The 25,897-nt window shown below is 69.2% G+C and carries 14 protein-coding genes and 3 rRNA genes; 11 read left to right on the top strand and 6 right to left on the bottom strand.

All coding sequences use genetic code 11. From position 1 onward, the window contains the following. Window positions 1–180: 180 nt before the first annotated feature. Together AC0VX6_RS03770 and AC0VX6_RS03775 are read left to right on the top strand one after the other, a co-directional pair. The gene (locus tag AC0VX6_RS03770) at window positions 181–1,383 is read left to right on the top strand and encodes an ATP-binding protein (RefSeq protein WP_274976215.1); all 1,203 of its coding nucleotides are present in this window, start codon (window positions 181–183) and stop codon (window positions 1,381–1,383) included. Between the two features lie 158 nt (window positions 1,384–1,541). Continuing rightward, the gene (locus AC0VX6_RS03775; protein WP_248773528.1) at window positions 1,542–2,213 is read left to right on the top strand and encodes a response regulator; all 672 of its coding nucleotides are present in this window, start codon (window positions 1,542–1,544) and stop codon (window positions 2,211–2,213) included. A 204-nt stretch (window positions 2,214–2,417) separates the two neighbouring features. Here the strand turns inward: AC0VX6_RS03775 and AC0VX6_RS03780 are convergent, their stop codons facing one another. After that, the gene (locus AC0VX6_RS03780) at window positions 2,418–3,347 is read right to left on the bottom strand and encodes a nucleoside hydrolase (protein WP_248774795.1); all 930 of its coding nucleotides are present in this window, start codon (window positions 3,345–3,347) and stop codon (window positions 2,418–2,420) included. Between the two features lie 167 nt (window positions 3,348–3,514). Here AC0VX6_RS03780 and pcrA point away from each other — a divergent pair, with 167 nt between their 5' ends. The 4 genes from pcrA (at window position 3,515) to rrf (ending at window position 11,577) form a co-directional block, all read left to right on the top strand. Next, complete coding sequence (gene pcrA / locus AC0VX6_RS03785) at window positions 3,515–5,866, top strand: DNA helicase PcrA (RefSeq protein WP_475467388.1); 2,352 nt, start codon at window positions 3,515–3,517, stop codon at window positions 5,864–5,866. A gap of 519 nt (window positions 5,867–6,385) precedes the next feature. Continuing rightward, window positions 6,386–7,918 (top strand): 16S ribosomal RNA (locus tag AC0VX6_RS03790). 342 nt (window positions 7,919–8,260) lie between these two features. Continuing rightward, window positions 8,261–11,358 (top strand): 23S ribosomal RNA (locus tag AC0VX6_RS03795). A gap of 103 nt (window positions 11,359–11,461) precedes the next feature. Further along, a 5S ribosomal RNA gene (rrf, locus tag AC0VX6_RS03800) occupies window positions 11,462–11,577 on the top strand. Together the 16S, 23S and 5S rRNA genes form the textbook arrangement of a ribosomal RNA operon. Window positions 11,578–11,859: 282 nt before the next feature. On the opposite strand, the gene AC0VX6_RS03805 is transcribed toward rrf, so the two are convergent. From AC0VX6_RS03805 to AC0VX6_RS03815, 3 genes are all read right to left on the bottom strand, one after another. After that, on the bottom strand, window positions 11,860–12,423 hold the full coding sequence (locus AC0VX6_RS03805; RefSeq protein ID WP_475469252.1) for a methylated-DNA--[protein]-cysteine S-methyltransferase: 564 nt from the start codon (window positions 12,421–12,423) through the stop codon (window positions 11,860–11,862). A 50-nt stretch (window positions 12,424–12,473) separates the two neighbouring features. Further along, window positions 12,474–14,075: an AlkA N-terminal domain-containing protein gene (locus AC0VX6_RS03810; RefSeq protein ID WP_475467389.1), complete on the bottom strand. Its 1,602-nt coding sequence runs from the start codon at window positions 14,073–14,075 to the stop codon at window positions 12,474–12,476. Between the two features lie 156 nt (window positions 14,076–14,231). Then, window positions 14,232–14,543 (bottom strand): hypothetical protein, encoded by a 312-nt coding sequence (locus AC0VX6_RS03815; protein ID WP_248773532.1) that lies wholly within the window; start codon window positions 14,541–14,543, stop codon window positions 14,232–14,234. 145 nt (window positions 14,544–14,688) lie between these two features. Between AC0VX6_RS03815 and AC0VX6_RS03820 the strand changes: the two genes are divergently transcribed. From AC0VX6_RS03820 to sucD, 3 genes are all read left to right on the top strand, one after another. Continuing rightward, window positions 14,689–15,099 (top strand): cobalamin B12-binding domain-containing protein, encoded by a 411-nt coding sequence (locus AC0VX6_RS03820; RefSeq protein ID WP_013151118.1) that lies wholly within the window; start codon window positions 14,689–14,691, stop codon window positions 15,097–15,099. A gap of 413 nt (window positions 15,100–15,512) precedes the next feature. Then, window positions 15,513–16,694 carry an ADP-forming succinate--CoA ligase subunit beta gene (sucC, locus tag AC0VX6_RS03825; protein ID WP_475467390.1) on the top strand — a complete coding sequence of 394 codons (1,182 nt, stop codon included), beginning with the start codon at window positions 15,513–15,515 and terminating at the stop codon, window positions 16,692–16,694. A gap of 14 nt (window positions 16,695–16,708) precedes the next feature. Then, entirely contained in the window at window positions 16,709–17,587 is an 879-nt protein-coding gene (gene sucD / locus AC0VX6_RS03830) for a succinate--CoA ligase subunit alpha (RefSeq protein WP_274976219.1), read from the top strand. Window positions 17,588–17,678: 91 nt separating this feature from the next. Here the strand turns inward: sucD and AC0VX6_RS03835 are convergent, their stop codons facing one another. Beyond that, window positions 17,679–18,149 carry a DUF1707 SHOCT-like domain-containing protein gene (locus tag AC0VX6_RS03835; protein ID WP_475467391.1) on the bottom strand — a complete coding sequence of 157 codons (471 nt, stop codon included), beginning with the start codon at window positions 18,147–18,149 and terminating at the stop codon, window positions 17,679–17,681. Window positions 18,150–18,290: 141 nt separating this feature from the next. Here AC0VX6_RS03835 and AC0VX6_RS03840 point away from each other — a divergent pair, with 141 nt between their 5' ends. After that, window positions 18,291–20,093 carry a cell division protein PerM gene (locus AC0VX6_RS03840; RefSeq protein ID WP_475467392.1) on the top strand — a complete coding sequence of 601 codons (1,803 nt, stop codon included), beginning with the start codon at window positions 18,291–18,293 and terminating at the stop codon, window positions 20,091–20,093. Window positions 20,094–20,321: 228 nt separating this feature from the next. Here the strand turns inward: AC0VX6_RS03840 and mfd are convergent, their stop codons facing one another. Beyond that, window positions 20,322–23,927, bottom strand: a complete 3,606-nt coding sequence (mfd, locus tag AC0VX6_RS03845) for a transcription-repair coupling factor (protein WP_274976222.1) — start codon at window positions 23,925–23,927, stop codon at window positions 20,322–20,324. Between the two features lie 322 nt (window positions 23,928–24,249). On the opposite strand from mfd, the gene cysC reads away from it, so the two are divergent. Then, the gene (gene cysC, locus AC0VX6_RS03850) at window positions 24,250–25,833 is read left to right on the top strand and encodes an adenylyl-sulfate kinase (RefSeq protein ID WP_274976223.1); all 1,584 of its coding nucleotides are present in this window, start codon (window positions 24,250–24,252) and stop codon (window positions 25,831–25,833) included. Window positions 25,834–25,897: the final 64 nt, after the last annotated feature.

Consider the following 25,897-nt stretch of genomic DNA (forward strand, 5'->3'; position numbering starts at 1 on the left):
CGCCCACCAGCACATCCGGGACGACCCTGAACCCACCCTGACGGGGGCCCCGCCAGGACCAGGGGCGCGCCCCCGATGCCCGGCCCGCTCCGGAGGGGGCATCCTGGACAGCACAGGACCCACGAACGCGGCGGGCGCGTACATCCTCCCCGCCGCACGGACGAAAGCGGTGATCGGGCGGTGGCAGCAACGGCCGCGGACACCCCGCGGCTCACCCGCGCGGTCAGGGGCAGGCTCCTCGGCGGCGTCGCCGCCGGGCTCGCCCGCCACCTGGGCCTGGACCCGGTGGTGGTCCGCCTCGCCTTCATGGCGCTGTCCGTGGGCGGCATCGGCATCGCCGTCTACGCCGCCCTGTACTTCTTCGTGCCCAACGACTCCCCGGAGGAGGGGACGGCCGAGTCCGAGAGCCGACGCAAGGGCCGCGACCTCTCCCAGCTCATCGCCTACGTCGGCCTCGCCGCCGGACTCGGCCTCCTGTTCCTGCTCTTCGGCGGCGTCTTCGACCCGCTGCTGTGGTTCGTGGTCTTCGGCGCCCTCGGCGGCATCATCCTCTGGCAGCAGGCCAACCCGTCCCAGCGCGACCAGTGGATGACCAGCACCGTCAGCCGCTCCTCACCCAAGGGCATCATGCGCGCGGGCGCGGGCGTGCTGCTCGTCGTCGTCGGCGCCATCGGCTTCCTCGTCTTCCAGGAACAGCTCCAGAACGCCCGCGCCGGCCTGACCTTCGCCTTCACCGTGCTCGCGGGCATCGCGCTCATCGTGGCCCCCTGGATCATCGGGCTGGTCCGCGAACGCGACCAGGAGCGCCGCGAGCGCATCCGCAACGCCGAGCGCGCCGAACTCGCCGCCCACATCCACGACTCCGTCCTGCACACCCTGACCCTCATCCAGCGCCGGGCCGAGGACCCCCGAGAAGTGCAGCGCCTCGCCCGCGTCCAGGAGCGCGCCCTGCGCAGCTGGCTCTACCAGCGGCCCGCCGACGCCGACACCACCGTCTCGCCCGCGCTCGAACGCGTCGCCGCCGAGGTCGAGGAGGAGCACGGTGTCCCCCTCGAAGTGGTGTGCGTGGGCGACTGCCCCATGGACGACGCGCTGGCGGCCATGCTCCGCGCCGCCCGCGAGGCCATGGTCAACGCCTCCAAGTACGCAGGGACGGACAGCATCTCGGTGTTCGGCGAGGTCGACCAGGAGGAGGTGCTCGTGTTCGTCCGCGACCGCGGCGCCGGGTTCGACATGGACGCCGTCCCCGAGGACCGCATGGGCGTGCGCGGCTCCATCCTGGGCCGGATGGAGCGCCACGGCGGCTCCGCGCGCATCCGCACCGGCCCCGGCGAGGGCACCGAGGTGCAGCTGCGCATGCCGCGCATCCCCGACCTGCCGTAGACCCCGGACCGGGCGCGGGGCGCGGGCGGTCCCGGTCGCCGGTCCCGCCGCCGGAGCGACCGCCGGAACGGCCGACGACGGTGTCGGAGGACGGCCGGAAGCGGACAGCCCCCGACGCCGGTGTCCCCGTCCGCCCCGACGTGGGTAGAGTCCACGGTGTGGCAGACGAGAACACGACCTTCAGTAGCGGTGACGCGGTCCCCCGCGTCGTGATCGTGGACGACCACCGGCTGTTCCGCAGCGGTGTGCGCGGTGAGCTCGGCGACGCCGTGAACGTGGTCGGCGAGGCCGGCGACGTCGACGCCGCCGTGCACGTCATCGGGGAGAAGCAGCCCGACCTCGTCCTGCTGGACGTCCACCTGCCCGGGGGCGGCGGCGTGGAGGTGCTGCGCCGGGTCCTGGCCCAGCACCCCCAGATCCGCTTCCTGGCCCTGTCGGTCTCCGACGCCGCCGAGGACGTCATCGGCGTGGTGCGCGGCGGCGCCCGCGGCTACGTCACCAAGACCATCTCCGGCAGGGAGCTGGCCGACGCCATCGTGCGCGTGGCCGACGGCGACGCGGTCTTCTCCCCGCGCCTGGCCGGGTTCGTGCTGGACGCCTTCTCCGCCACCGACGCCCCGCCCGTGGACCCCGAGCTGGACCGGCTCACCCAGCGCGAGCGCGAGGTCCTGCGCCACATCGCGCGCGGCTACGCCTACAAGGAGGTGGCCAAGGAACTGTTCATCTCCGTCAAGACCGTGGAGACGCACGTGTCCTCGGTGCTGCGCAAGCTCCAGCTGTCCAACCGCCACGAGCTGAGCCGCTGGGCCACCGCCCGCAGGCTGGTCTGAGCCCGGCGCCGGACGCCGCGCCCCCGCGCGCTTCGCCCGGCGCGGGCCACGGAGCCCGGGTCAGCGGGCGGAGGACCGACGGGCCCGGACCGCGGGGCACGGCGAAGCAGGAGCCCCCGGGGACCCCCACAATCCATGGGACCACCGTTCGGGGGCGCGCCGCCACCCCCTCCCGCGACCTGTGGACAACCCCGGCGGGGCCGCTCAGCGCAGCGAGTCGAGCATCCGCCCCAGGAACTCGTCCTCGGCCACGCCCGTGACCACCCGCGCGGGGCGGCGCTCGCCGTCCCGCGGGCGCGGGCGCAGGTCCGCCACGGTCATCCCCCGCGTCAGCGTCCCGGTCAGCTCCACCTGCACCGGGGCCTCGAAGGACTCCGTCACCAGGTGCGGGTCCACCAGCACCGCCGCGGCCAGCGGGTCGTGCATCGCGCACTGGCGGACGCCGAAGATCCCCGAGTAGAAGTCGGCGTAGAAGTCCAGGAACGCCGACGTGCGCACGGCGCGCTCGCCCGCGACCGCGGCCAGCTCCGCCAGCCACTCGGTGGTGGCCACCGTCTTCATCGTGATGTCCAGCGCCACCAGGTCCAGGTCGAACCCCGCCGCGAACACCGCCTCGGCCGCCTCCGGGTCGTTGCTGATGTTGGCCTCGGCGTGCGAGGACACGTTGCCTGCCACGCGCACCGCGCCGCCCATCACCACCAGGCGCCGCACCAGCCTCGGCAGCTCCGGCTCCAGGGCCAGCGCGATCGCGAGGTTCGTCAGCGGCCCCACGGCCAGCACGTCGATCTCGCCCGGGTTCTCACGGGCCAGGCGCACCAACAGCCCGGCCGCCGTCTCCGACACCGGCCGACCCGCGGGCTCGGGCAGCTCCACGTCCCCCAGGCCGTTGCCTCCGTGCACGTGCGCGGCCAGCTTCGGCGGCTGCACCAGCGGACGCGCGGCGCCCACCGCCACCGGGACGTCCGGGCGGCCGTACAGCTCCAGCAGCCGCAGCGCGTTGTCGGCCGTGACGTCCACGCTGTTGTTGCCGAAGACCGCCCCGACACCGACGATCTCCACCTCGGGCCGAGCGGCCAGGTAGGCGAGCGCGACGGCGTCGTCGATCCCCGGGTCGCAGTCGACGAACACACGCATGCTCAAGGAAACTCCCTCTCAGAACACGAGGGCCCCCGACCGGAGGCCCCTACCGAAACAGGGTAAGACGCCGGTCAGGGAGCTTTTGCCCGACAAAACGGGCTTGTGGGGAGCCGTCCCCGTGGACGGGGGCGGCAGCGTCACCGGGCGGCCGTAACCTGGATGCCGTGTCCTCCCAAGAACAGCTTCTCGAAGGTCTGAACGGTCCCCAGCGCGACGCCGTCACCCACAGCGGCTCCCCGCTCCTGATCGTGGCGGGTGCCGGGTCAGGCAAGACCCGGGTCCTCACCCACCGCATCGCCCACCTCATGGCCGCGCGCGGCGTCCGCCCGGGTGAGATCCTCGCCATCACCTTCACCAACAAGGCCGCCGCCGAGATGCGCGAGCGCATCCAGGCGCTGCTGGGCGTGCGCGCCGCCAACAGCATGTGGACCATGACCTTCCACTCCGCGTGCGTGCGCATCCTGCGCAGGGAGGCCGCCCGGCTGGGTTACCCGAGCAGCTTCACCATCTACGACTCCGCCGACTCCGCGCGCCTGATGCAGCTGGTGTGCAAGGAGATGGACCTGGACCCCAAGCGGTTCCCGCCCAAGTCCTTCTCCGCCCAGGTGTCCAACCTCAAGAACGAACTGGTCGACTACGACACGTTCGCCGGACAGGCCCAGACCGAGCAGGAGAAGAAGCTCGCCGAGGCCTACCAGCTCTACCAGCGCCGCCTGCACGAGGCGGGCGCGATGGACTTCGACGACCTGATCATGGTCACCGTCAACCTGTTCCAGATGTTCCCGGACGTCGCCGAGTACTACCGGCGCCGCTTCCGGCACGTCATGGTCGACGAGTACCAGGACACCAACCACGCCCAGTACGTGTTCATCCGCGAACTGGTCGGCGTGGCCGAGGGCTCCGACACCAGCGTGGTGCCGCCCGCGGAGCTGTGCGTGGTCGGCGACGCCGACCAGTCCATCTACGCGTTCCGCGGCGCCACCATCCGCAACATCCTGGAGTTCGAGCGCGACTTCCCCGACGCGCGCACCATCCTCCTGGAGCAGAACTACCGCTCCACCCAGACCATCCTGTCCGCGGCCAACGCGGTCATCGACCGCAACGAGGGCCGCCCGGCCAAGAACCTGTGGTCTGAGCAGGGCGACGGGCCGGCCATCGTCGGCTACGTCGCCGACAACGAGCACGACGAGGCCGCCTTCGTGGTCGGCGAGATCGACAAGCTCACCGACGACGGAACGCTCACCCCGAGCCAGGTCGCGGTGTTCTACCGGACCAACGCCCAGTCCCGCGTGTTCGAGGACGTGTTCATCCGCACCGGGCTGCCCTACAAGATCGTCGGCGGCGTGCGCTTCTACGAGCGCAAGGAGATCCGCGACGTCCTCGCCTACCTGCGGGTCCTGGCCAACCCCGAGGACACCGTCAGCCTGCGGCGCATCCTCAACGTGCCCAAGCGCGGGATCGGCGCCCGCGCGGAGGAGTCGATCGAGCTGTTCGCCGCCCGCGAGCGCATCTCCTTCTCCCGGGCCCTGCGCCGGGTGGACGAGATCCCCGGCATGGCCGCCCGCTCGGTCAAGGCGGTGCTCAACTTCAACGCCCTGCTGGAGGAGCTGGAGAAGACCGTGCCCGAGGGCACGCCCGCGGAGATCGTCGAGGCGGTGCTGAGCAAGACGGGGTACCTGTCCGAGCTGGCCGAGTCCAAGGACCTCCAGGACGAGAGCCGGGTGGAGAACCTGGAGGAGTTCGTCGACGTCGCCCGCGAGTTCGAGCACACCTTCGCCGCCCTCCTGGAGGAGGAGCCCACGGAGGACGGGGAGGAGGCCGCCGGGGCCGTCGACCCGGGAACGCCGACCCTGGTCGACTTCCTGGAGCGGATCTCCCTGGTCGCGGACACCGACCAGATCCCCGACGAGGACGACGAGGGCGGCGTGGTCACGCTGATGACGCTGCACGCGGCCAAGGGGCTGGAGTTCCCCGCGGTCTTCCTCACCGGGATGGAGGACGGGGTGTTCCCGCACACCCGCACGCTCGGAGACAAGACGCAGCTGGAGGAGGAGCGCCGCCTGGCCTACGTGGGCCTGACCCGTGCGCAGCGCCTGCTGTACGTCAGCCGCGCCGCCGTGCGCAGCGCCTGGGGGACGCCCTCCTACAACCCCGCCTCCCGCTTCCTGGACGAGATCCCCTCGCCCCTGGTCGACTGGCGCCGCGCCGAGTCCACCCTGGCCGCTCCGCCCAGCCGCAGCATCGGCGGCCGGGGCTCCGGGGGCTTCGGCAGCGGAGGAGGGGGCGGTTTCGGCGGCACCTTCGGCGGCGGTTCCCGGTCGCGAGGGGGAGCGAAGGCGGCCAAGGAGGCGCCCACGCTGAGCGTGGGGGACCTGGTCAACCACGACTCCTTCGGCATGGGCCGGGTGCAGCTCGTGGAGGGGGCCGGGGACAGGACCAAGGCCCGCATCGACTTCGGCGCGGACATCGGTGAGAAGGACTTCCTGGTCAAGTACGCGCCGATCGAGAAGCTCTGAGGCCGGGTTCCGGCGAACGTGTCCCGAGCACTCCGAGCCGGGGGTAGAGTTGGGGAAGACCGAGCGAGACGGACGCGGTTCCCGCGGACGGGCCGGTCAACCCCTTCCTCCGGTTCACCGTTCCGAGCACTGCTTCGGTGCGGGTAAGCTCGGAGGGCGCTTCCAAGGAAACACGGAAGCGAAACAGGAAACGGGCTTTACCCCGATCAGAAACACCACAAACCGCCGATTTGGCGGGGCGCGGAACACCTGATAAAGTAAAGACACAACAAAGCGGAAACGCACAACGCCTTCGGCGGAAAAGCTCACAGCAGCTTGTACACGAAGAGCGGTTGTTTCTTGAGAACTCAACAGCGCGTGTTTGATTTTCTTTAAGCCATGTTTGTTTTGGCCCCGTCACACAGAACCATTCCGGTTCGTGTGCGGAGGTTCCTTTGATTAGCCGGGGTAACCCGGTTGGTCAGGATTACTTCTAGGTTTACCCGCCCAGGCCTCACGGCCGGGTCGGGTTGAGTGACCTTTATGGAGAGTTTGATCCTGGCTCAGGACGAACGCTGGCGGCGTGCTTAACACATGCAAGTCGAGCGGTAAGGCCCTTCGGGGTACACGAGCGGCGAACGGGTGAGTAACACGTGAGCAACCTGCCCCTGACTCCGGGATAAGCGGTGGAAACGCCGTCTAATACCGGATACGACCCGCCACCTCATGGTGGAGGGTGGAAAGTTTTTCGGTCAGGGATGGGCTCGCGGCCTATCAGCTTGTTGGTGGGGTAACGGCCTACCAAGGCGATTACGGGTAGCCGGCCTGAGAGGGCGACCGGCCACACTGGGACTGAGACACGGCCCAGACTCCTGCGGGAGGCAGCAGTGGGGAATATTGCGCAATGGGCGAAAGCCTGACGCAGCGACGCCGCGTGGGGGATGACGGCCTTCGGGTTGTAAACCTCTTTTACCACCAACGCAGGCTCGAAGTTCTCTTCGGGTTGACGGTAGGTGGGGAATAAGGACCGGCTAACTACGTGCCAGCAGCCGCGGTAATACGTAGGGTCCGAGCGTTGTCCGGAATTATTGGGCGTAAAGAGCTCGTAGGCGGCGTGTCGCGTCTGCTGTGAAAGACCGGGGCTTAACTCCGGTTCTGCAGTGGATACGGGCATGCTAGAGGTAGGTAGGGGAGACTGGAATTCCTGGTGTAGCGGTGAAATGCGCAGATATCAGGAGGAACACCGGTGGCGAAGGCGGGTCTCTGGGCCTTACCTGACGCTGAGGAGCGAAAGCATGGGGAGCGAACAGGATTAGATACCCTGGTAGTCCATGCCGTAAACGTTGGGCGCTAGGTGTGGGGACTTTCCACGGTTTCCGCGCCGTAGCTAACGCATTAAGCGCCCCGCCTGGGGAGTACGGCCGCAAGGCTAAAACTCAAAGGAATTGACGGGGGCCCGCACAAGCGGCGGAGCATGTTGCTTAATTCGACGCAACGCGAAGAACCTTACCAAGGTTTGACATCACCCGTGGACTCGCAGAGATGTGAGGTCATTTAGTTGGCGGGTGACAGGTGGTGCATGGCTGTCGTCAGCTCGTGTCGTGAGATGTTGGGTTAAGTCCCGCAACGAGCGCAACCCTTGTTCCATGTTGCCAGCACGTAATGGTGGGGACTCATGGGAGACTGCCGGGGTCAACTCGGAGGAAGGTGGGGATGACGTCAAGTCATCATGCCCCTTATGTCTTGGGCTGCAAACATGCTACAATGGCCGGTACAATGGGCGTGCGATACCGTAAGGTGGAGCGAATCCCTAAAAGCCGGTCTCAGTTCGGATTGGGGTCTGCAACTCGACCCCATGAAGGTGGAGTCGCTAGTAATCGCGGATCAGCAACGCCGCGGTGAATACGTTCCCGGGCCTTGTACACACCGCCCGTCACGTCATGAAAGTCGGCAACACCCGAAACTTGCGGCCTAACCCCTTGTGGGAGGGAGTGAGTGAAGGTGGGGCTGGCGATTGGGACGAAGTCGTAACAAGGTAGCCGTACCGGAAGGTGCGGCTGGATCACCTCCTTTCTAAGGAGTCTTTACAGGTCGGCATTACTTCTACAGCCGGCCGGACTCGAAAGTGGACCCGGCAGCATGACACATCTTCGGGTGTGGGCTGTTCGGGAGTGGCTGAAGATGAATCGAACTTGACCTCGGGCGACTAGAAGCGTCCGGGGGCGCGCTGTTGGGTGTCTGAGGAAACAACCTCCGGCTGGTGGCCTTTGGGCCTGGTCGGGTGTTGGTTCCCGCGGACCGCCTCTGAGAACTCTCGGTTCCTTGCCGTTGTGGCTGGGGATGTGAGTGGTGTTGGGGTATGCGGTTGGTGTTTTGATTTGTGAATAGTGTGCGCGAGCATCTTATTATCTGTAGTGGCCAAGTGATAGTGGCACACGGTGGATGCCTTGGCACCAGGCGCCGATGAAGGACGTGGGAGGCCGCGATAGGCCACGGGGAGCTGTCAACCGAGCTGTGATCCGTGGGTGTCCGAATGGGGAAACCTAGCCCGAGTTGTGTCGGGTTGCCGCCATCTGAATGTATAGGGTGGTTGGTGGTGACGCGGGGAAGTGAAACATCTCAGTACCCGTAGGAAGAGTAAACAACAGTGATTCTCCTAGTAGTGGTGAGCGAACGGGGAAGAGGCTAAACCGTAGGCGTGTGATAGACGGCAGTCGTTGCGTTTGCGGGGTTGTGGGATGCGTCTGTCTGGGTCTGCCGACCTGGAGCGCTGAGTGGTTCTTGTAGCTGAAGCCGTTGGGAAGCGGTACCGGAGTGGGTGAGAGTCCCGTAGGTGTAGGAAGAACCTAGGTGTTGGATGTATTCCCGAGTAGCGCGGAGCCCGTGAAAGTCCGTGTGAATCTGGCAGGACCACCTGCTAAGCCAAAATACGTCCTGGTGACCGATAGTGCACTAGTACCGTGAGGGAAAGGTGAAAAGTGCCCCGGTGAGGGGTCGTGAAATAGTACCTGAAACCGTGTGCTGTCAAGCCGTCAGAGCTGAACTTCGTGTTTGGTGATGGCGTGCCTTTTGAAGAATGAGCCTGCGAGTCATGGTGTGTGGCGAGGTTAACCCGGGTGGGGTAGCCGTAGGGAAACCGAGTCTGAATAGGGCGATTTGAGTCGCATGCTGTGGACCCGAAGCGGAGTGATCTACCCATGTCCAGGGTGAAGCGGGGGTAAGACCTCGTGGAGGCCCGAACCCACCAGGGTTGAAAACCTGGGGGATGAGGTGTGGGTAGGGGTGAAAGGCCAATCAAACTCCGTGATAGCTGGTTCTCCCCGAAATGCATTTAGGTGCAGCGTCGCGTGTTTCTTGCTGGAGGTAGAGCTACTGTTTGGCTGATGGGCCCGACAAGGTTACTGACGTCAGACAAACTCCGAATGCCGGTTAAGTGAAGCGTGGCAGTGAGACTGCGGGGGATAAGCTTCGTAGTCGAGAGGGAAACAGCCCAGATCATCAGCTAAGGCCCCTAAGCGTGTGCTAAGTGGGAAAGGTTGTGGAGTTGCTGAGACAACCAGGAGGTTGGCTTAGAAGCAGCCATCCTTTAAAGAGTGCGTAATAGCTCACTGGTCAAGTGGTTCTGCGCCGATAATGTAGCGGGGCTAAAGCACACCGCCGAAGCTGTGAAGCTCAAGACTAGTTTCTTGGGTTGGTAGGGGAGCGTCGTGCGTCCGGTGAAGCTGCCGAGTGATCGTGTGGTGGAGGGCGTGCGAGTGAGAATGCAGGCATGAGTAGCGAAAGCAACGTGAGAAACGTTGCCGCCGATTGACTAAGGGTTCCTGGGGCAGGTTAATCCGCCCAGGGTGAGTCTGGACCTAAGGCGAGGCCGACAGGCGTAGTCGATGGATAACGGGTTGATATTCCCGTACCCGTGCACGAGCGTCCAGTACTGAATCAGGTGATGCTAACCACGCTGGTGGTCTTGGGTCCCTTCGGGGAGCTTTGACTTACTGGTCTGGGAACCGAGCTTGTAGTAGGTAAGTGATGGGGTGACGCAGGAGGGTAGCTCTACCCGGCGGTGGTTGTCCGGGGGTAAGCGTGTAGGCTGAGAGGTTGGCAAATCCGCCTCTCATGTGAGCTGAGACGTGATGCCGAGCCGTTTTTGGTGAAGTGAGTGATCCCATGCTGTCGAGAAAAGCCTCTAGCGAGTTCGTGTGTGGCCAGTACCCTAAACCGACGCAGGTGGTCAGGTAGAGAATACCGAGGCGTTCGGGTGAACCATGGTTAAGGAACTCGGCAAATTGTCCCCGTAACTTTGGGAGAAGGGGAGCCCTGTCTGGTGACGGATCTTGCATCCTGAGCTGGGTGGGGTCGCAGATAGCGGGGGGAAGCGACTGTTTATTAAAAACACAGGTCCGTGCGAAGTCGTAAGACGCTGTATACGGACTGACGCCTGCCCGGTGCTGGAACGTTAAGAGGACTGGTTAGTGGGGGTTCGCCCCTGCGAAGCTGGGAATCTAAGCGCCAGTAAACGGCGGTGGTAACTATAACCATCCTAAGGTAGCGAAATTCCTTGTCGGGTAAGTTCCGACCTGCACGAATGGCGTAACGACTTCCCCACTGTCTCAACCATGGGCCCGGTGAAATTGCACTACGAGTAAAGATGCTCGTTTCGCGCAGCAGGACGGAAAGACCCCGGGACCTTCACTATAGCTTGACATTGGTGTTTGGGATGGTTTGTGTAGGATAGGTGGGAGCCGGTGAAGCTGTCACGCTAGTGGCGGTGGAGGCGTTGGTGAAATACCACTCTGACTGTTTCGGGCATCTAACTTTGGACCGTGATCCGGTTCGGGGACAGTGTCTGGTGGGTAGTTTAACTGGGGCGGTTGCCTCCCAAAGAGTAACGGAGGCGCCCAAAGGTTCCCTCAGCCTGGTTGGTAATCAGGTGTTGAGTGTAAGTGCACAAGGGAGCTTGACTGTGAGACGGACGTGTCGAGCAGGAGCGAAAGCTGGGACTAGTGATCCGGCACCGGCGTGTGGAAGCGGTGTCGCTCAACGGCTAAAAGGTACCCCGGGGATAACAGGCTGATCTTCCCCAAGAGTCCATATCGACGGGATGGTTTGGCACCTCGATGTCGGCTCGTCGCATCCTGGGGCTGGAGTTGGTCCCAAGGGTTGGGCTGTTCGCCCATTAAAGCGGCACGCGAGCTGGGTTTAGAACGTCGTGAGACAGTTCGGTCCCTATCCGCTGTGCGCGTTGGAGACTTGAGAAGGGCTGTCCCTAGTACGAGAGGACCGGGACGGACGAACCTCTGGTGTGCCAGTTGTCCTGCCAAGGGCATGGCTGGTTGGCTACGTTCGGGAGGGATAACCGCTGAAAGCATCTAAGCGGGAAGCTTGCTTCGAGATGAGGTCTCCTGCCTCCTTGAGGGGGTAAGGCTCCCTATAGACGATGGGGTTGATAGGCCGGGTGTGGAAGCCTTGTGAGGGGTGGAGCTGACCGGTACTAATAGGCCGAGGGCTTGTCCGCTGCAGATAATTGGATGTTCGCGCACACTTTTCACGGAGTTTACTGCTCACTGTGATTCCCTGCCCTGTGGGGTGGGTGGAGTTGGGTGGGTGGTGTGTGGTTTCCGTGGTGGTTATTGCTGGAGGGTCACACCCGGTCTCTTTCCGAACCCGGTCGTTAAGTCTCTTTGCGCTGATGGTACTGCCCTGTGGTGGGGTGGGAGAGTAGGTCGCTGCCACGGTTTTTCTTGAAGGAGGGGTGGGGTTGCCTGTTAGGGGTGGCCCTGCCTCTCTTTTTTTGTGTGGGGGTGGGGTTGCCTGTTAGGGCGGGTCCGCCCCTTTTTTTGTGTGGGGGTTTGTGCGTTTGTGAACGTTGGGGTGGGTGTGCGGGGGTGTGGGTGCCTGGGTGGGCCCCCTTGTTTCCAGTCAACCGGATGCGGGCGTGTCGGTGCCAGGGCCTGTTGCGTGCTGTGGACAAAGGCCCCGCTCCCACTCGGGAACGGGGCCATGGCCTCCTCGCCAGGTCAACGGATACCCGCGACCCTGCCCTCCAGGCCCAGGAGGAACTCCTTGCGCTCCAGGCCGCCCGCGTACCCGGTGAGCGAACCGTTCGCACCGATCACCCGGTGGCACGGCACGATGATGCTGATCGGGTTGCGACCGTTGGCCATGCCCACCGCCCGGGAGGCGGTCGGCCGCCCCAGCTCCTCCGCCAGCTGGCCGTAGCTCGCGGTCTCGCCGAACGGGATGGTCGTCAACGCCGCCCACACCTTCAACTGCCAGTCGGTCCCCGCGGGGGCCAGCGGCAGGGAGAACTCACGCAGTTCGCCCGCGAAGTACGCCTTCAACTGCTTCTCGGCGTCGGCGAACGGCTCGTGATCGGCCACCCAGTCCTGCGGGACCACCCGCGTCCGCCCGTCCTTGGCCGGGGTGAGCACGCCGGCCAGGGCCGCGCCGTCACCGAACAGGGTCAGGTCGCCCACCGGCGACGGCATCGTCGTGTACCGCGTCGGTCCGGGCACGGGAGCGCGGAACTCCACCGTCGCCACCCTCGGAGGCGCCTTCGGCTCCACATCGAACGCCAGCATGCCCTGTTCCTCCTGCCCCGGTCCCCCGACCGCCTGTGCCTGCCGCGTGTTCATGCCGATTCCTTCCGTTCCCGACGTTGCCTCGAACCACCCCGCACGCCCTCCCGTGCGACCACCGCTGCCCGAACGGCCGTGCTCTCCCGCTCCCGGTCGGCCAACGACGCCCACAGCGCGTGGTTGGCGTAGGACCGCCACGGGCTCCACTCCCGGGCCTCGCGCGCGGCGGCCGCGGGGGTCACCCGCCTGCCCTCCGCCTCCAGCGCCATCCGCACGCCCAAGTCGCCGTGCAGGAACACGTCCGGATCGCCCAGACCCCGCATGCGCACGTAACCGGCGGTCCACGGACCGATCCCGCGCAGCTCCACCAGACGCCGTTCGACCTCGTCCCGGTCGCATCCGGGCCCCAGATCGATCCACCCCGAGGCGATCGCCTCGCACAGCCCCGCCAGGGCGCGTCCCCGCGCGACCGGGATGGAGAAACCGGCCGGGTCGGCGGTGGCGAGCGCGTCAGGGGAGGGGAACACGTGGGTGAGTCCTCCGCCCGGCGCCTCCAGCCCCGGGGCGAGCGGTTCGCCGAACCGCTCCACCAGCCGTCCCGCCAGCGTGCGGGCCGCACGCACCGACACCTGCTGGCCGAGGACCGCCCGGACCGCCAGCTCGGCCGGGTCCACGTGCCCCGGCGACCGCAGTCCCGGGTGGGCGGCCACGATCGGTCCCAGGAGGGGGTCTCCGCCCAGGGCCTCGGCCACCGCACCCGGATCGGCGTCCAGGTCGAGCAGCCTGCGGCACCTGCGCACGGCGCTGGTCAGGTCGCGCGCCTCCGACAGCCGCAGACGGCATAGCACGTGCCCACCGCCGGTCCCGGACCCCTCGGACAGCTCCACCACGGCGGGACCGTGTGCCAGCATCAGCGTCCTGCGGTAGACCCCGTCCCGGTACTCCTCCACGCCCGGTACCGCGCGGTCTCCGAGGAACCCCAGCATCCGGGGAAGGTCGATCGGCTCCCGGTAGGGCAGCCGCAGCGTGACCGTCCCCGGCTCGGTGGCCGGAGGGCCGCCGTCCCCCGCACGCGACCCCGCGGCGGCCGACACACGCCGACCGCCCATGGTCCGCATCTCGGTGGGGGAGCGGTCGAACACCGCGCGCATCGTCTCGTTGAACTGGCGCACGCTCGCGAACCCCGCGGCGAAGGCGACGTCCGCCATCGGCATGTCCGTGGTCTCCGCCAGCACCCGCGCCGTCTGCGCGCGCTCGGTCCGGGCCAAAGCCAGCGGCCCCGCGCCCACCTCGGCCGACAGCAGCCGGTTGAGCTGGCGTTCGCTGTAGCCGACCGCCGAGGCCAGGGCGCTGACACCGCCCCGGTCCACGGCGCCGTCCTGGATGAGGCGCATCGCGCGGCCGACCACGTCGGCCCTCAGGTTCCACTCCGGTGAGCCGGGGGTCAGGTCGGGGCGGCACCGCTTGCAGGCGCGGAACCCCGACTCCTGGGCGGCCGCGGCGGTCGGGAAGAAGCGGACGTTGGCTCGTTTGGGGGTGACGGCCGGGCAGCTCGGACGGCAGTAGATACCCGTGGTGCGCACGGCTGTGTAGAAGACGCCGTCGAAACGGGCGTCCCTGCTGTGTACGGCGCGGTAGCGCTGGTCGTCGTCCATCACGCCATCCATGTTCGCCGACGCGGCACACCGAAGCTGGCGGTTTTCGGACATCGACGCGCGTGCTCACCGGCTCCGGCGCGGAGGGGCCCGCCGCCTCCGGGCCGGACGCCCCGCGGGGCTCACCGGTCCGGAGGGCCGTCTCCTACGAGGGGCTCAGGTGGCCCCGGCGTCCCCGTCCTCGGCGGTCTCACCGTGGTCGAGGAGGTACTGCACGTACACCGGGCGCAACGCCTCCTGGACGTCCGGGTCGGTCTCGGCGGACAGCGCCTCGTACACGAAACCGGACAGCTGGGCGACGCTCGCCTCACTGGCCTCCTCGTTGCCCGCCGCCGCCTCGGCGGCCGGGATCAGCCTGAGGAGCCGCCAGAAGAAGCGCAGGTCCCACCGCTGCCGTGCCAGTTCGACGGCGCGGTCCCGCAGGTCCTCTGTGCTGGTCTGGTCGAATTCGGTGACATCGTCTCCCATGTTCGGACGATACCCGTCCCCGCGCCCGCCACCCGACAGTGACCTGCGTTACGCTTCATGCGAGTTCATCGTCTCGTCCCCGCGCACCCGGGGGCCTCCCACAAGGAGGGCCGGGCGGTCGGGGAACACTCGTGAGGGGTTTGCCATGGCCGAGGGCGCACCACGGATCGTCGTAGCCAAACCGGGGCTGGACGGACACGACCGCGGTGTCAAGATCGTGGCCCGCGTGCTGCGTGACGCCGGTGTCGAGGTCATCTACACGGGCCTGCGCCAGACGCCCGAGATGATCGTGGCGGCCGCGCTCCAGGAGGACGCCGACGCCATCGGACTGTCCGTGCTCTCCGGCGCCCACATGACCATGTTCTCCCGGGTCCTGGAACTGCTCAGGGAGAACGGCGCGGAGGACATCCGGGTGTTCGGCGGCGGGATCATCCCCGACGCCGACATCGCCGAACTCGAACGCCTGGGCGTCGCCAAGATCTTCACTCCGGGCGCTCCGACCTCGGAGATCGCCGACTGGGTGCGGGAGAACGTCCGCCCGGCGCACGCGGCCTGAACTCCTCCCGCGCCACCGGAGTTCCGTTCGGCCCCGCCTTCGCCGGGTGATGTTGGTCGCACCCGCCCGGGGGGCCGTATCCGGGCGAAAGGCACCCCCGTGGTGTTATGTCGTGTCCCTGGTCACATATTTTCCCACGCGGGTGCTTCCACGACGCCGCCTGAGCGGCTTTTGGGTCGGGCCGGGGCCGGTCAACCCCGCCCCCGGTGTCTGGCGGCCGGATTTCAGGCGACTAAGCTTTGCGCATGTCGCGGGTGGCAACGCCGCGGCGATCTCGATCTTCTGTAAGCGGCGCAGCCCGCGGGGTTGTGCCTCGTGCGCCCCGTGTGACACGTGTCAGTGGGTCACAGCCGATCCGGACGAGGCCACCCCGGTAGACATCCTGAGCCAGCGAGTTACAAGGACGGACCCTCGTGGACCTGTTCGAATACCAGGCGAAGCAACTCTTCGCAGAGTACGGGGTTCCCGTACCCCAGGGGAAGGTGGCGAGCACGGCCGCTGAGGCGCGTGCCATCGCTGATGATTTCGCCGCCGCCGGCAAGCCCCGCGTCGTCGTCAAGGCGCAGGTCAAGACCGGTGGCCGCGGCAAGGCCGGCGGCGTCAAGGTCGCCGACGGCCCCGAGGACGCCCAGGCCAAGGCCGAGCAGATCCTCGGCATGGACATCAAGGGCCACACGGTCCACCGTGTCCTCGTCGAGGAGGCCTCCGACATCGCGGAGGAGTACTACTTCTCCTTCCTGCTGGACCGCGCGAACCGCACCTTCCTGTCCATCTGCTCCGCCGAGGGCGGCATGGACATCGAGGAGGTCGCCGAGACCAACCCCGACGCCGTCGCCAAGTTCCCGGTCGACGCCCTGACCGGCGCCCCCGCCAGCATCGCGGCGGAGATCGTCAAGGCGGGCAAGCTGCCCGAGGCCGCCGCCGAGGGCGCGACCGAGGTCATCACCAAGCTGTGGGACGCCTTCGTCGGCAAGGACGCCACCCTCGTCGAGGTGAACCCGCTCATCCTGACCAAGGACGGCCGGGTCGTCGCCCTGGACGGCAAGGTGACCCTGGACGAGAACGCCGAGTTCCGCCAGGACCTGGAGAGCCTCACCTTCGCCGAGGAGGGTGACCCCCTGGAGGTCGCCGCCAAGGCCAAGGGCCTCAACTACGTCAAGCTCGACGGCGAGGTCGGCATCATCGGCAACGGCGCGGGCCTGGTCATGTCCACCCTGGACGTGGTCGCCTACGCCGGCGAGGCCCACGGCGGCGTGAAGCCCGCCAACTTCCTGGACATCGGCGGCGGCGCCTCGGCCGAGGTCATGGCCAACGGCCTCGACATCATCCTGGGCGACCCCTCGGTCAAGAGCGTGTTCGTCAACGTCTTCGGCGGCATCACCGCCTGCGACGCGGTGGCCAACGGCATCGTCCAGGCCCTGGAGCTGCTGGAGAGCCGCGGCGACGACGTCAGCAAGCCGCTGGTCGTGCGCCTGGACGGCAACAACGCCGAGCTGGGCCGCGAGATCCTCACCAAGCGGGCCCACCCGGCCGTGCGACAGGTCGACACGATGGACGGCGCCGCCGCTCAGGCCGCCGAGCTCGCGGCGAAGTAGGGGAAACAAACACCATGGCTATCTTCCTCAACAAGGACAGCAAGGTACTCGTCCAGGGCATGACGGGCTCTGAGGGCACCAAGCACACCCGGCGCATGCTCGCCTCGGGCACCACCGTCGTGGGCGGGGTCAACCCCCGCAAGGCCGGTCAGAAGGTCGACTTCGACGGCACCGAGGTGCCCGTCTTCGGCTCGGTGGCCGAGGGCATGGCCGCCACCGGCGCCGACGTCACCGTCATCTTCGTGCCGCCCAAGTTCTCCCGGGACGCGGTCTTCGAGGCCGTCGACGCCGGGATCGGGCTGGCCGTGGTCATCACCGAGGGCATCCCGGTGCACGACACGGCCGCGTTCTGGGCCCACGCCCAGGCCAAGGGCAACAAGACCCGCATCATCGGCCCCAACTGCCCCGGGCTGATCACGCCGGGCCAGTCGAACGCGGGCATCATTCCGGCCGACATCACCAAGCCGGGCCGGATCGGGCTGGTGTCCAAGTCCGGGACGCTGACGTACCAGATGATGTACGAGCTGCGTGACATCGGTTTCTCCTCGGCGGTGGGCATCGGCGGGGACCCGATCATCGGGACCACGCACATCGACGCCCTGGCGGCGTTCGAGGCCGACGCGGACACCGACGTGATCGTGATGATCGGTGAGATCGGCGGGGACGCCGAGGAGCGTGCGGCGGAGTTCATCCGCGACAACGTGACCAAGCCGGTGGTGGGTTACGTGGCGGGCTTCACCGCTCCGGAGGGCAAGACGATGGGCCACGCGGGCGCGATCGTGTCGGGTTCCTCGGGCACCGCCGCCGCGAAGAAGGAAGCGCTGGAGGCCGTCGGCGTCAAGGTCGGCAAGACTCCGAGCGAGACCGCTCAGCTGGTGCGCGCGCTGTTCTGACGCGTTCCGGTACCTACAACGGCTCCGCCCCGCCGCTCAGCGGTGAGGCGGAGCCGTTGTCGTGTGCGCCCCCGCGCCCGCCGCCCGGACGTCAGATGGGGCGGCGCGAATGCCTGGCCACGCCCACGACGACGTGGGGGACGATCATCACGGCGAGGAAGACCCCCCAGCCGACGAGGGCCTCGCGGCTTCCGTCCAGGACGGCGGGCAGCCCCCAGAACAGGAAGACGAAGCCCACCCAGGGCAGCACGCCCCACCAGGGCGCGGAGCGGCCCCCGCTGTCAGCGCAGGCCGGTGCGATCCCCCCGTCGCCCCGGCGCGGCTCCGGAACCGGCGCGCTCCCGCGCCCCGCGCCGGGGGCGCGCGTGTCCGTCGCGGGCAGGTCGTCGAAGAGGGGGACCAGGTCGGAGGAGGTGACGGCGCGCACGGCCAGGGAGGCGCGCTCCTGGTGCTCGTCGATGTCCAGGCGCCCCTCCTCGAAGGCGGTGCGCAGTCTGGCCAGGGCGTCGTCGCGTTCGGCGTCGGAGAGGCGGTAGGGGCGCGGGTGTTCGGAGCCTGCCATGCGGGACCGATCCGTTCGGGCTGGGGGAGCCTTGTTCCCAGGGTAGGACGGCCGGACCGCGCATCCGGTTCCGTCCTCGCGGGCACGACACGCGCGGCCGGGGTACCACGGAGCATTCCGGTCCCTGGCAGCATAAGTCGGGTGAGTACGTCAGGATCTCCCCCCGACCGCGGCCGCCCCTCCCAGCGCACGCGGTCCAGCGGCGCGGCGGAGCCCGACGCGGCCGTCGCGCCCCGGCCCGTCTACGCGACCGGCGGGGTCGCCGCGGCCACCGCCGCGGCGCTGGGGCTGGCCGTGATCGTCACCCTCACCATCATCGGGTGGGTGGCCGCGCCGCACGACACCTTCGGCGAGGACATCATCGACATCCTCCAGGGTGCGGTGCTGGCCTGGCTGGTGGGCCACCACGTGTCGTTCTCGGTGCCCGACGGCCAGATCGCCCTGCTGCCGTTGGGTCTGGTGTTGTTGCCGGGGCTGCTGCTGTACCGGTCGGGGCGGTGGCTGGCGCGTTCCTGCGACATCCCGCGTCTGCGGTACGTGTACCGGGCGGCGTTGGCGATCGCCGGGCCGTACGCGGCGATCGCGGGCACCCTGGCCCTGTTGGCGCGGACCGAGGCGGTCGAGCCGAGTATGCCGCGCGCGCTGGTGATGGGGTTCGTGATCGCGTTCCTGGCCGGAGGGTTGGGGGTGCTGCGCCAGCTGATGCGCGACAAGGAGGTGCCCGCCCGGGACCTGCTGCGGTTGATGCCCGCCCGGTCGCGCTCCCTGCTGGTGGGGATGCTCGCCTCCACGGGGACGCTGCTGCTGGGCGGGCTGCTGCTGTTCCTGGTGGCGCTGGCGATGAGCCTGCCCGAGGTCGTCGAGACGACCCGGGTGCTCGGCCCCGGACTGGTGGGGGGCGCGCTGCTGATCGTGGTCCAGTTGGCGTACCTGCCCAACGCGGTGGTGTTCGCGGTCTGCTACGCGCTGGGCCCGGGGTTCGCGGTGGGCGCGGGGACCGTCGTCGCGCCCACGGGGGTGTCGGTGGGGGCCCTGCCGATGCTGCCGATGCTGGCCGCGCTGCCGTCGAACGGGGCCGCGCCGGTGGCCTCGCTGCTGGCGTTGGCGGTGCCGTTCGTGGCGGGGGCGGTGGGCGGTGCCCTGACCCAGCGCAGCGCCCCGGACGTGGTCAGTGAGGCCGCTCCGCTGTGGGGGTTCGTGTGCGGTGTGACCACGGGGCTGTTGTGCGCGGCGTTGGCCGCGACGGCCGGTGGGCCGCTCGGCGGCGAGAGGCTGAGCGAGGTCGGGCCGTCGGCGTGGCAGGTGGGCCTGGTGGCCGCCCTGGAGGTGGGCGTGGCCGCCGCCGTCGTGGCGTGGCTGGCGAACTGGTGGTACACGCGCGGGGAGCGTCCGGCGCGCAGGACCTCGCGGTGGGCGGCCTGGCGCGGGCGGCGACCCGCGAAGCAGGACACGGCGTCCTCCGCGGGGGAGGAGGCGTCCGCAGCGAAGGGCACGGCTCGCCCCACCGAGGAAGACGTGCGGCCCGCCAAGGAGGCGGCGCGCCCGGCCAAGGAGGCGGCACGCTCCGCCGAGGAGGGGCCGCGGGCGCGTCCGGAGGTGGAGCTGCCCCCGGACGTGCCGGTCGGCGAGGGCCTGGCCACGGTCACGCCGCTGCGCCGCCGCGAGGAGGAGGTGCGGCCGGCCCCCGAGGAAGACGCCTCGCCGGAGGTCACCGAGGACGAGGAACCGGATGAGGAGGACCGCGCGGACCGGGCCGCCGAGCGCGCGGAGCGCAAACGCGCGCGCCGTGAGCTGCGCGGTCAGCGGCGCGAGGAGCGCAGGGCCAGGAGGGCCGGGGGCGGGCGCTGGTGGCGTCGCCGGTCCGCCGAGGACGAGGAGTCCGAGGAGATGTACGGGATCACCTACGAGGCCGAACCGGACGAGGTCGACACCCCGCAGCGGTGAGGGGTGGCTGTCCGCGCTCGGCGAGGGCTGACCGCGGTAGCCGCCGAAGTCCTGGTCCGGCTCCGGCCGCCGGTCGCGTGACCGCCGGGTCTCCTTCCCCGAACACGGCTGTGGGCCGCCCCGGAAGACGGCGGCCCACAGCGGTGTTCAGGAACCCGCCCTGTGCCCGGCGCCTGCCCGGACGCGCGGGCACAGCCCCCGGCGCCGCGAACCCGTCAGCGGCGGGTCCTAGGCGTTCTCCTTGGGCGCGGGCTTGCGCCTGGCGGGTTCGAAGATGGAGTTGACCAGGTCGGTGCACCACTTGAGCAGCTCCAGGTCCCGCAGGGGCCTGCCGCCCAGGCCGCCGGACTTGGGCACCGGCACCAGCAGGGTCCGGGTCGTCTCCTTGTGGATCGTCTTGGGGTACAGGCGCCGCAGCCGCAGCTCCTGCGACTCGCGCAGCTCCACCGGGGCGAAGCGGATCTGGTTGCCCTGCATCACCACGTCCGACAGGCCCGCGGACTTGGCCAGAACCCGGAACCGGGCCACCGCCATGAGGTTGTCCACCTGCTCGGGCGGGGTGCCGTAGCGGTCGGTGAGCTCCTCGTAGGCGGAGAGGATGTCCTCCTCGCTGGTGACGCTGGCGATGCGCTTGTAGGACTGCAACCGCAGCCGCTCGCCCGGCACGTAGTCGTGCGGGATGTAGGCGTTGATGGGCAGTTCGACCTTGGTCTCGACCTCCTCGGCCGCGTCCGGGTCGCCCTTGAGCTCGGCCACGGCCTCGCCGACCATGCGCACGTACAGGTCGAAGCCCACGCCCGCGATGGTCCCGGACTGCTCCGCGCCCAGGATGTTGCCCGCGCCCCGGATCTCCAGGTCCTTCATGGCCACGTACATGCCCGCGCCGGTCTCGGTGTGCTGTGCCACGGTGGCCAGCCGCTCGTAGGCGGTCTCGGTCAGTGGCCTCTCCGGCGGGTAGAGGAAGTAGGCGTAGGCGCGCTCGCGCCCGCGGCCCACCCGGCCGCGCAGCTGGTGCAGCTGCGACAGGCCGTAGGTGTCGGCGCGGTCGATGATCAGGGTGTTGGCGTTGGGCACGTCCAGGCCGGACTCGACGATGGTGGTGGAGACCAGCACGTCGAAGTTCTTCTCCCAGAAGTCGACCATCACCTTCTCGAGCTGCTGCTCGTTCATCTGGCCGTGCGCGTAGGCCACCCGGGCCTCGGGCACCAGGCGCTGGATGCTCGCCGCCACCTTGTCGATGGACGCCACCCGGTTGTGCACGAAGAACACCTGTCCCTCGCGCATCAGCTCGCGGCGGATCGCCGCGGTGATCTGCTTGTCCTCGTAGGGCCCCACGAAGGTGAGCACCGGGTGGCGCTCCTCGGGCGGGGTGAGGATCGTGGTCATCTCGCGGATGCCGGTCAGGCCCATCTCCAGGGTGCGCGGGATGGGGGTGGCCGACATCGCCAGCACGTCCACCTGGGTGCGCAGCCGCTTGAGCGCCTCCTTGTGCTCCACGCCGAAGCGCTGCTCCTCGTCGATGATGACCAGGCCCAGGTCCTTGAAGCGGGTCTCCGAGGACAGCAGCCGGTGCGTGCCGATGACCACGTCCACCTCGCCGGAGCGCAGCCCCTCGCGGGTGGCCTCCACCTCGCCGTCGGTCTGGAACCGCGACATCGGCTTGACGGTGACGGGGAAGGAGGCGTAGCGCTCGGTGAACGTGGACAGGTGCTGTTGCACGAGCAGCGTGGTGGGCACCAGCAGGGCGACCTGCTTGCCGTCCTGCACGGCCTTGAAGGCGGCGCGCACCGCCACCTCGGTCTTGCCGTAGCCGACGTCGCCGCAGATCAGCCGGTCCATCGGGACCGACCTGGACATGTCCTTCTTGACCTCGTCGATGGCGGCGAGCTGGTCGGGCGTCTCCACGTAGGGGAAGGCGTCCTCCAGTTCGCGCTGCCACGGGGTGTCGGGGCCGAAGGCGTGCCCGGGGGAGGCCTGCCGCGCCGAGTACAGCCGGATGAGGTCGCCCGCGATCTCGCGGACCACCTTGCGGGCGCGGCTCTTGGCCTTGCTCCACTCGGCGCCGCCCATCTTGGACAGGGTGGGCGCCTCACCGCCCACGTACCGGGTGACCTCGCCCAGCTGCTCGGTGGGCACGAACAGGCGGTCGCCCGGTTGTCCGCGCTTGGAGGGCGCGTACTCGATGAGCAGGTACTCGCGGGTGGCGCCCTGCACCTGGCGGCTGACCATCTCCAGGTAGCGGCCCACGCCGTGCTGCTCGTGCACGACGTAGTCACCGGGCTTGAGCTGGAGCGGGTCGACGGTGCCGCGCCTCCTGCTGGGCATGCGCCGCATGTCCCGGGTGGAGGACTTCTGTCCGGCCAGGTCGGTCTCGGTGAGCACCACCGTGTGCACCGACCGCAGCAGGAACCCGTGGTCGACCAGGCCGGTGGTGACGGTGGCGACCGCCGGTTTGGGCCGCTCGGTCAGATCCGCGGCCAAAGAGGCGCCCAGGCCGGCGTCGCGCAGCATCGCCACCAGGCGCTCGGCGGGGCCGTGCCCCTGGGTGACCAGCACGACGCTCCAGTTGTCGTGCAGCCATCCCTTGATGTCGGCCAGCGCGCGCTCGGTGTCTCCGCGGTAGGACTCGGAGGGCACCGCGCCGACGACGACGGCGTCGTCCTCCTCGGCCGCTCCGCCCTTCTCGTCCGCGGCGAACGGGGTCAGACCCCACCAGGGCAGGTCCAGCTCGGCGGCGGTGGAGCGCAGCTCGGAGATGGACATGTAGGCGGACTCGCCCAGATCGATGGGCGCCTCGCCGCCGGAGGCGGCGTTGATCCACGACGCGTCCAGGAACTCGGCGCTGGTGGCCTCCAGCTCCACCGCGCGGGTGCGGATGCGCTCGGGGTCGCAGCCCACCACCATCGCGCCCTCGGGCAGGTGAGCCAGGAACGGCTCCATGCGCTCGGCGAGCACGGGCGCGAAGGCCTCCATGCCCTCCACGGCGACGCCGTCGGCGATCTTGTGCAGGATCTCGGCCAGGGAGGGGTGCTCCTCGGCCAGAGCCCGCGCGCGCTCGCGCACGGCGTCGGTGAGCAGCAGTTCGCGGCACGGCGGCGCGAACAGCCCGGAGGAGGCGCTGGTGCGCGGGCCCTCGTCGCCGGAGGACTCGATGGAGCGCTGGTCGGCGACCTGGAAGTAGCGGACGTCCTCGACGGTGTCGCCCCAGAACTCCAGCCGCAGCGGGTGCTCCTCGGTGGGCGGGAACACGTCCAGGATGCCGCCGCGCACCGCCATGTCGCCGCGCTTCTCGACCAGGTCCACCCGGGCGTAGCCGGTGTTGGCCAGGGCTTGGACGACCTCCTCCAGGGGGGCCTCGTCGCCGGGGCGGATGCGCACCGGCTCCAGGTCGCCCAGCCCGGACACCAGTGGTTGCAGGACGCTGCGCACCGGGGCCACGACCACGCGCAGCGGGGTGGTCAGCGGGTCGGAGGGGTCTGGGTGGGCGAGGCGGCGCAGGACGGCCAGCCGCTGGCCGACGGTGTCCGAACGCGGGGAGAGCCGCTCGTGCGGCAGCGTCTCCCACGCGGGGAACAGGGCCACCGAGTCCTCGGGCAGCAGGCAGCCCAGGGCGTCGGCCAGGTCGGAGGCCTCGCGCTCGGTGGCGGTGACGGCGAGCACGGGCCGCTGGGCGCCCACGGGGGCGTCGGCGGCCAGCGCCCCCACCATGAAGGGGCGCAGTGCCGCCGGGGCGACGAGGTCGAGGTGGGGATCGCGGCCGCCTCGGGCGGCCTCGATCGCGCTGTGCAGTGCCGGGTCCCTGGAGACGTCGGCGAGAAGTCCAATGAGGCTCATAGCACCAGAAAGTGGAAGTGGTCCGGATCAGGCGGTGGTGGTCGCGGCCTGCACGGGAAGAAGGCGGCTGCGTGAGTGGACGCCCGGCACCTCTCAGACTATCGAGTCCGGCGGTCCGGCGCGGGCGGGGTGTGGACAACCGGCGACACGGGGCTGCCCCGTGCCGCCCGCGTCCCCGGCCTGGTGGCGCGGGCGGCGGCGCACCGGTTAGAACCTTCTCCGAGCTGCTTCTATTCCGTCCGACGCGGTGCGGGGGCGGGTCGCCCCGCGCCCGCGGCATACGCTGGACGCGTTTGCCGGACCGCCCGAGGAGAGGAAGCGCGTGGTGAGTGCCAACAGGCGTGGGAGTGCGCCGCAGGGGGGTGTCGGGAGTCCGGACGCCCCGGTCTTCGCGCCAGGTCCGGACGGGCTCGCCCACCTGGAGCTGATCCTCAACGGCGCCTACCCGCTGCCCGGTTTCATGACGCGGGACGAGGCGGCGTCGGTGGAGCGGGACGGCCGCCTGCCCGACGGGCGCCCCTGGCCGGTTCCGGTCACGCTGGAGGTGCCCGAGGAGCTGTCCGGAGCCGACCACCTGACCCTCTCCGACCCGGAGGGCGCCCCGTTGGCCGGGCTCGACGTCACCGAGCACTGGCGCGACGCCGGGGGCCGCCACCTCCTCGCCGGTTCGGTGACCCTGCTGCGCCCGCCCACCTACGGCGTGCTGCGCGAGCTGCGGCCCTCTCCCGCGGAGGTGCGGGCACAGCGGGAGCTGGAGCCCTCCGAGCGGCCCCTGCTGGCCGTGGTCACCGACCGGCCGCTGCACCACCGCGCCCTGCACCAGATCCGGGCCGAGGCCGACGCGCTGGGCCTGGTCCACGGCGAGGGCGGACGCGCCGACGTGCTGGTGATCGTCGACACCGGCCTGGAGGACGAGGGCATGGCCACGGCGGTGCTGGCCGCCGGTCCGCTGCTGCCCGCGCGCACCTCCTTCGTGGTGTGCACGCTGCCCAGGAGCGCCGACCGCGCACGGGGCCCGTTCGGCGGGCCGTGGGGGCCGCGCCAGGTGGGTCTGGCCGCGCACGTGGCCGCGTCCTACGGCGCCACCCACATGCTGGCGGTGACCGGCGGGGACGGCCCCGACGTCGAGCGGGTGATGGCCCTGCGCCCGCCCCTGACCGTGCTGGACCCCGAACCGTGGCGCTACCACTCCTCCGACGGGCTGTGGCTGCCCATGACCCGGACCGACCCGGCGTCCGCGCGGGTCGAGCTGACCGACGAGCAGGTGGAGGCCGAGCTGGCGCACGGGCGCGAACTGCCCTCGTGGTTCACCCCGGCCCGGGTGGGCGCGGAGCTGGCGCGGCTGCGCCCGGCCCGCACCGCCAGGGGCCTGACCGTGCTGTTCACGGGCCTGTCCGGCTCGGGAAAGTCCACGATCGCCCGGGGGGTGTGCGACGGTATCCGCAGGTCGGGGCGCCCGGTGACCCTGCTGGACGGCGACGTGGTGCGGCGGATGCTCTCCAGCGGGCTGACCTTCTCCCGCGAGCACCGGGAGCTCAACATCCGCCGGATCGGCTACGTGGCCTCGGAGATCACCCGGCACGGCGGGGTCACGGTGTGCGCGCCGATCGCCCCCTACGCCGGGGGGCGGGCTGAGGTGCGCGCGATGGTGGAGGAGTTCGGCGACTTCTTCCTGGTGCACGTGGCGACCCCGCTGGAGGTGTGCGAGGCCCGCGACCGCAAGGGGCTGTACGCCAAGGCGCGGGCGGGGGAGATCCCCGAGTTCACCGGGATCTCCGACCCCTACGAGGAACCGGACGACGCCGACCTGGTGGTGGACACCGAGGGCGTGGACCCGGCCGAGTCCGTGGCCGGGGTGCTGTCGGCCCTGCGCGCGGGCGGCTGGCTGCCCGAGCACGACGGCTGAACCGCGGCGCGAACAGTGGAGGACGAGAGTTGAACGACCCCCGAGACACCCGAGACCCCCGGGA

It is taken from the genome of Nocardiopsis sp. iso_25 (genome assembly GCF_056173305.1).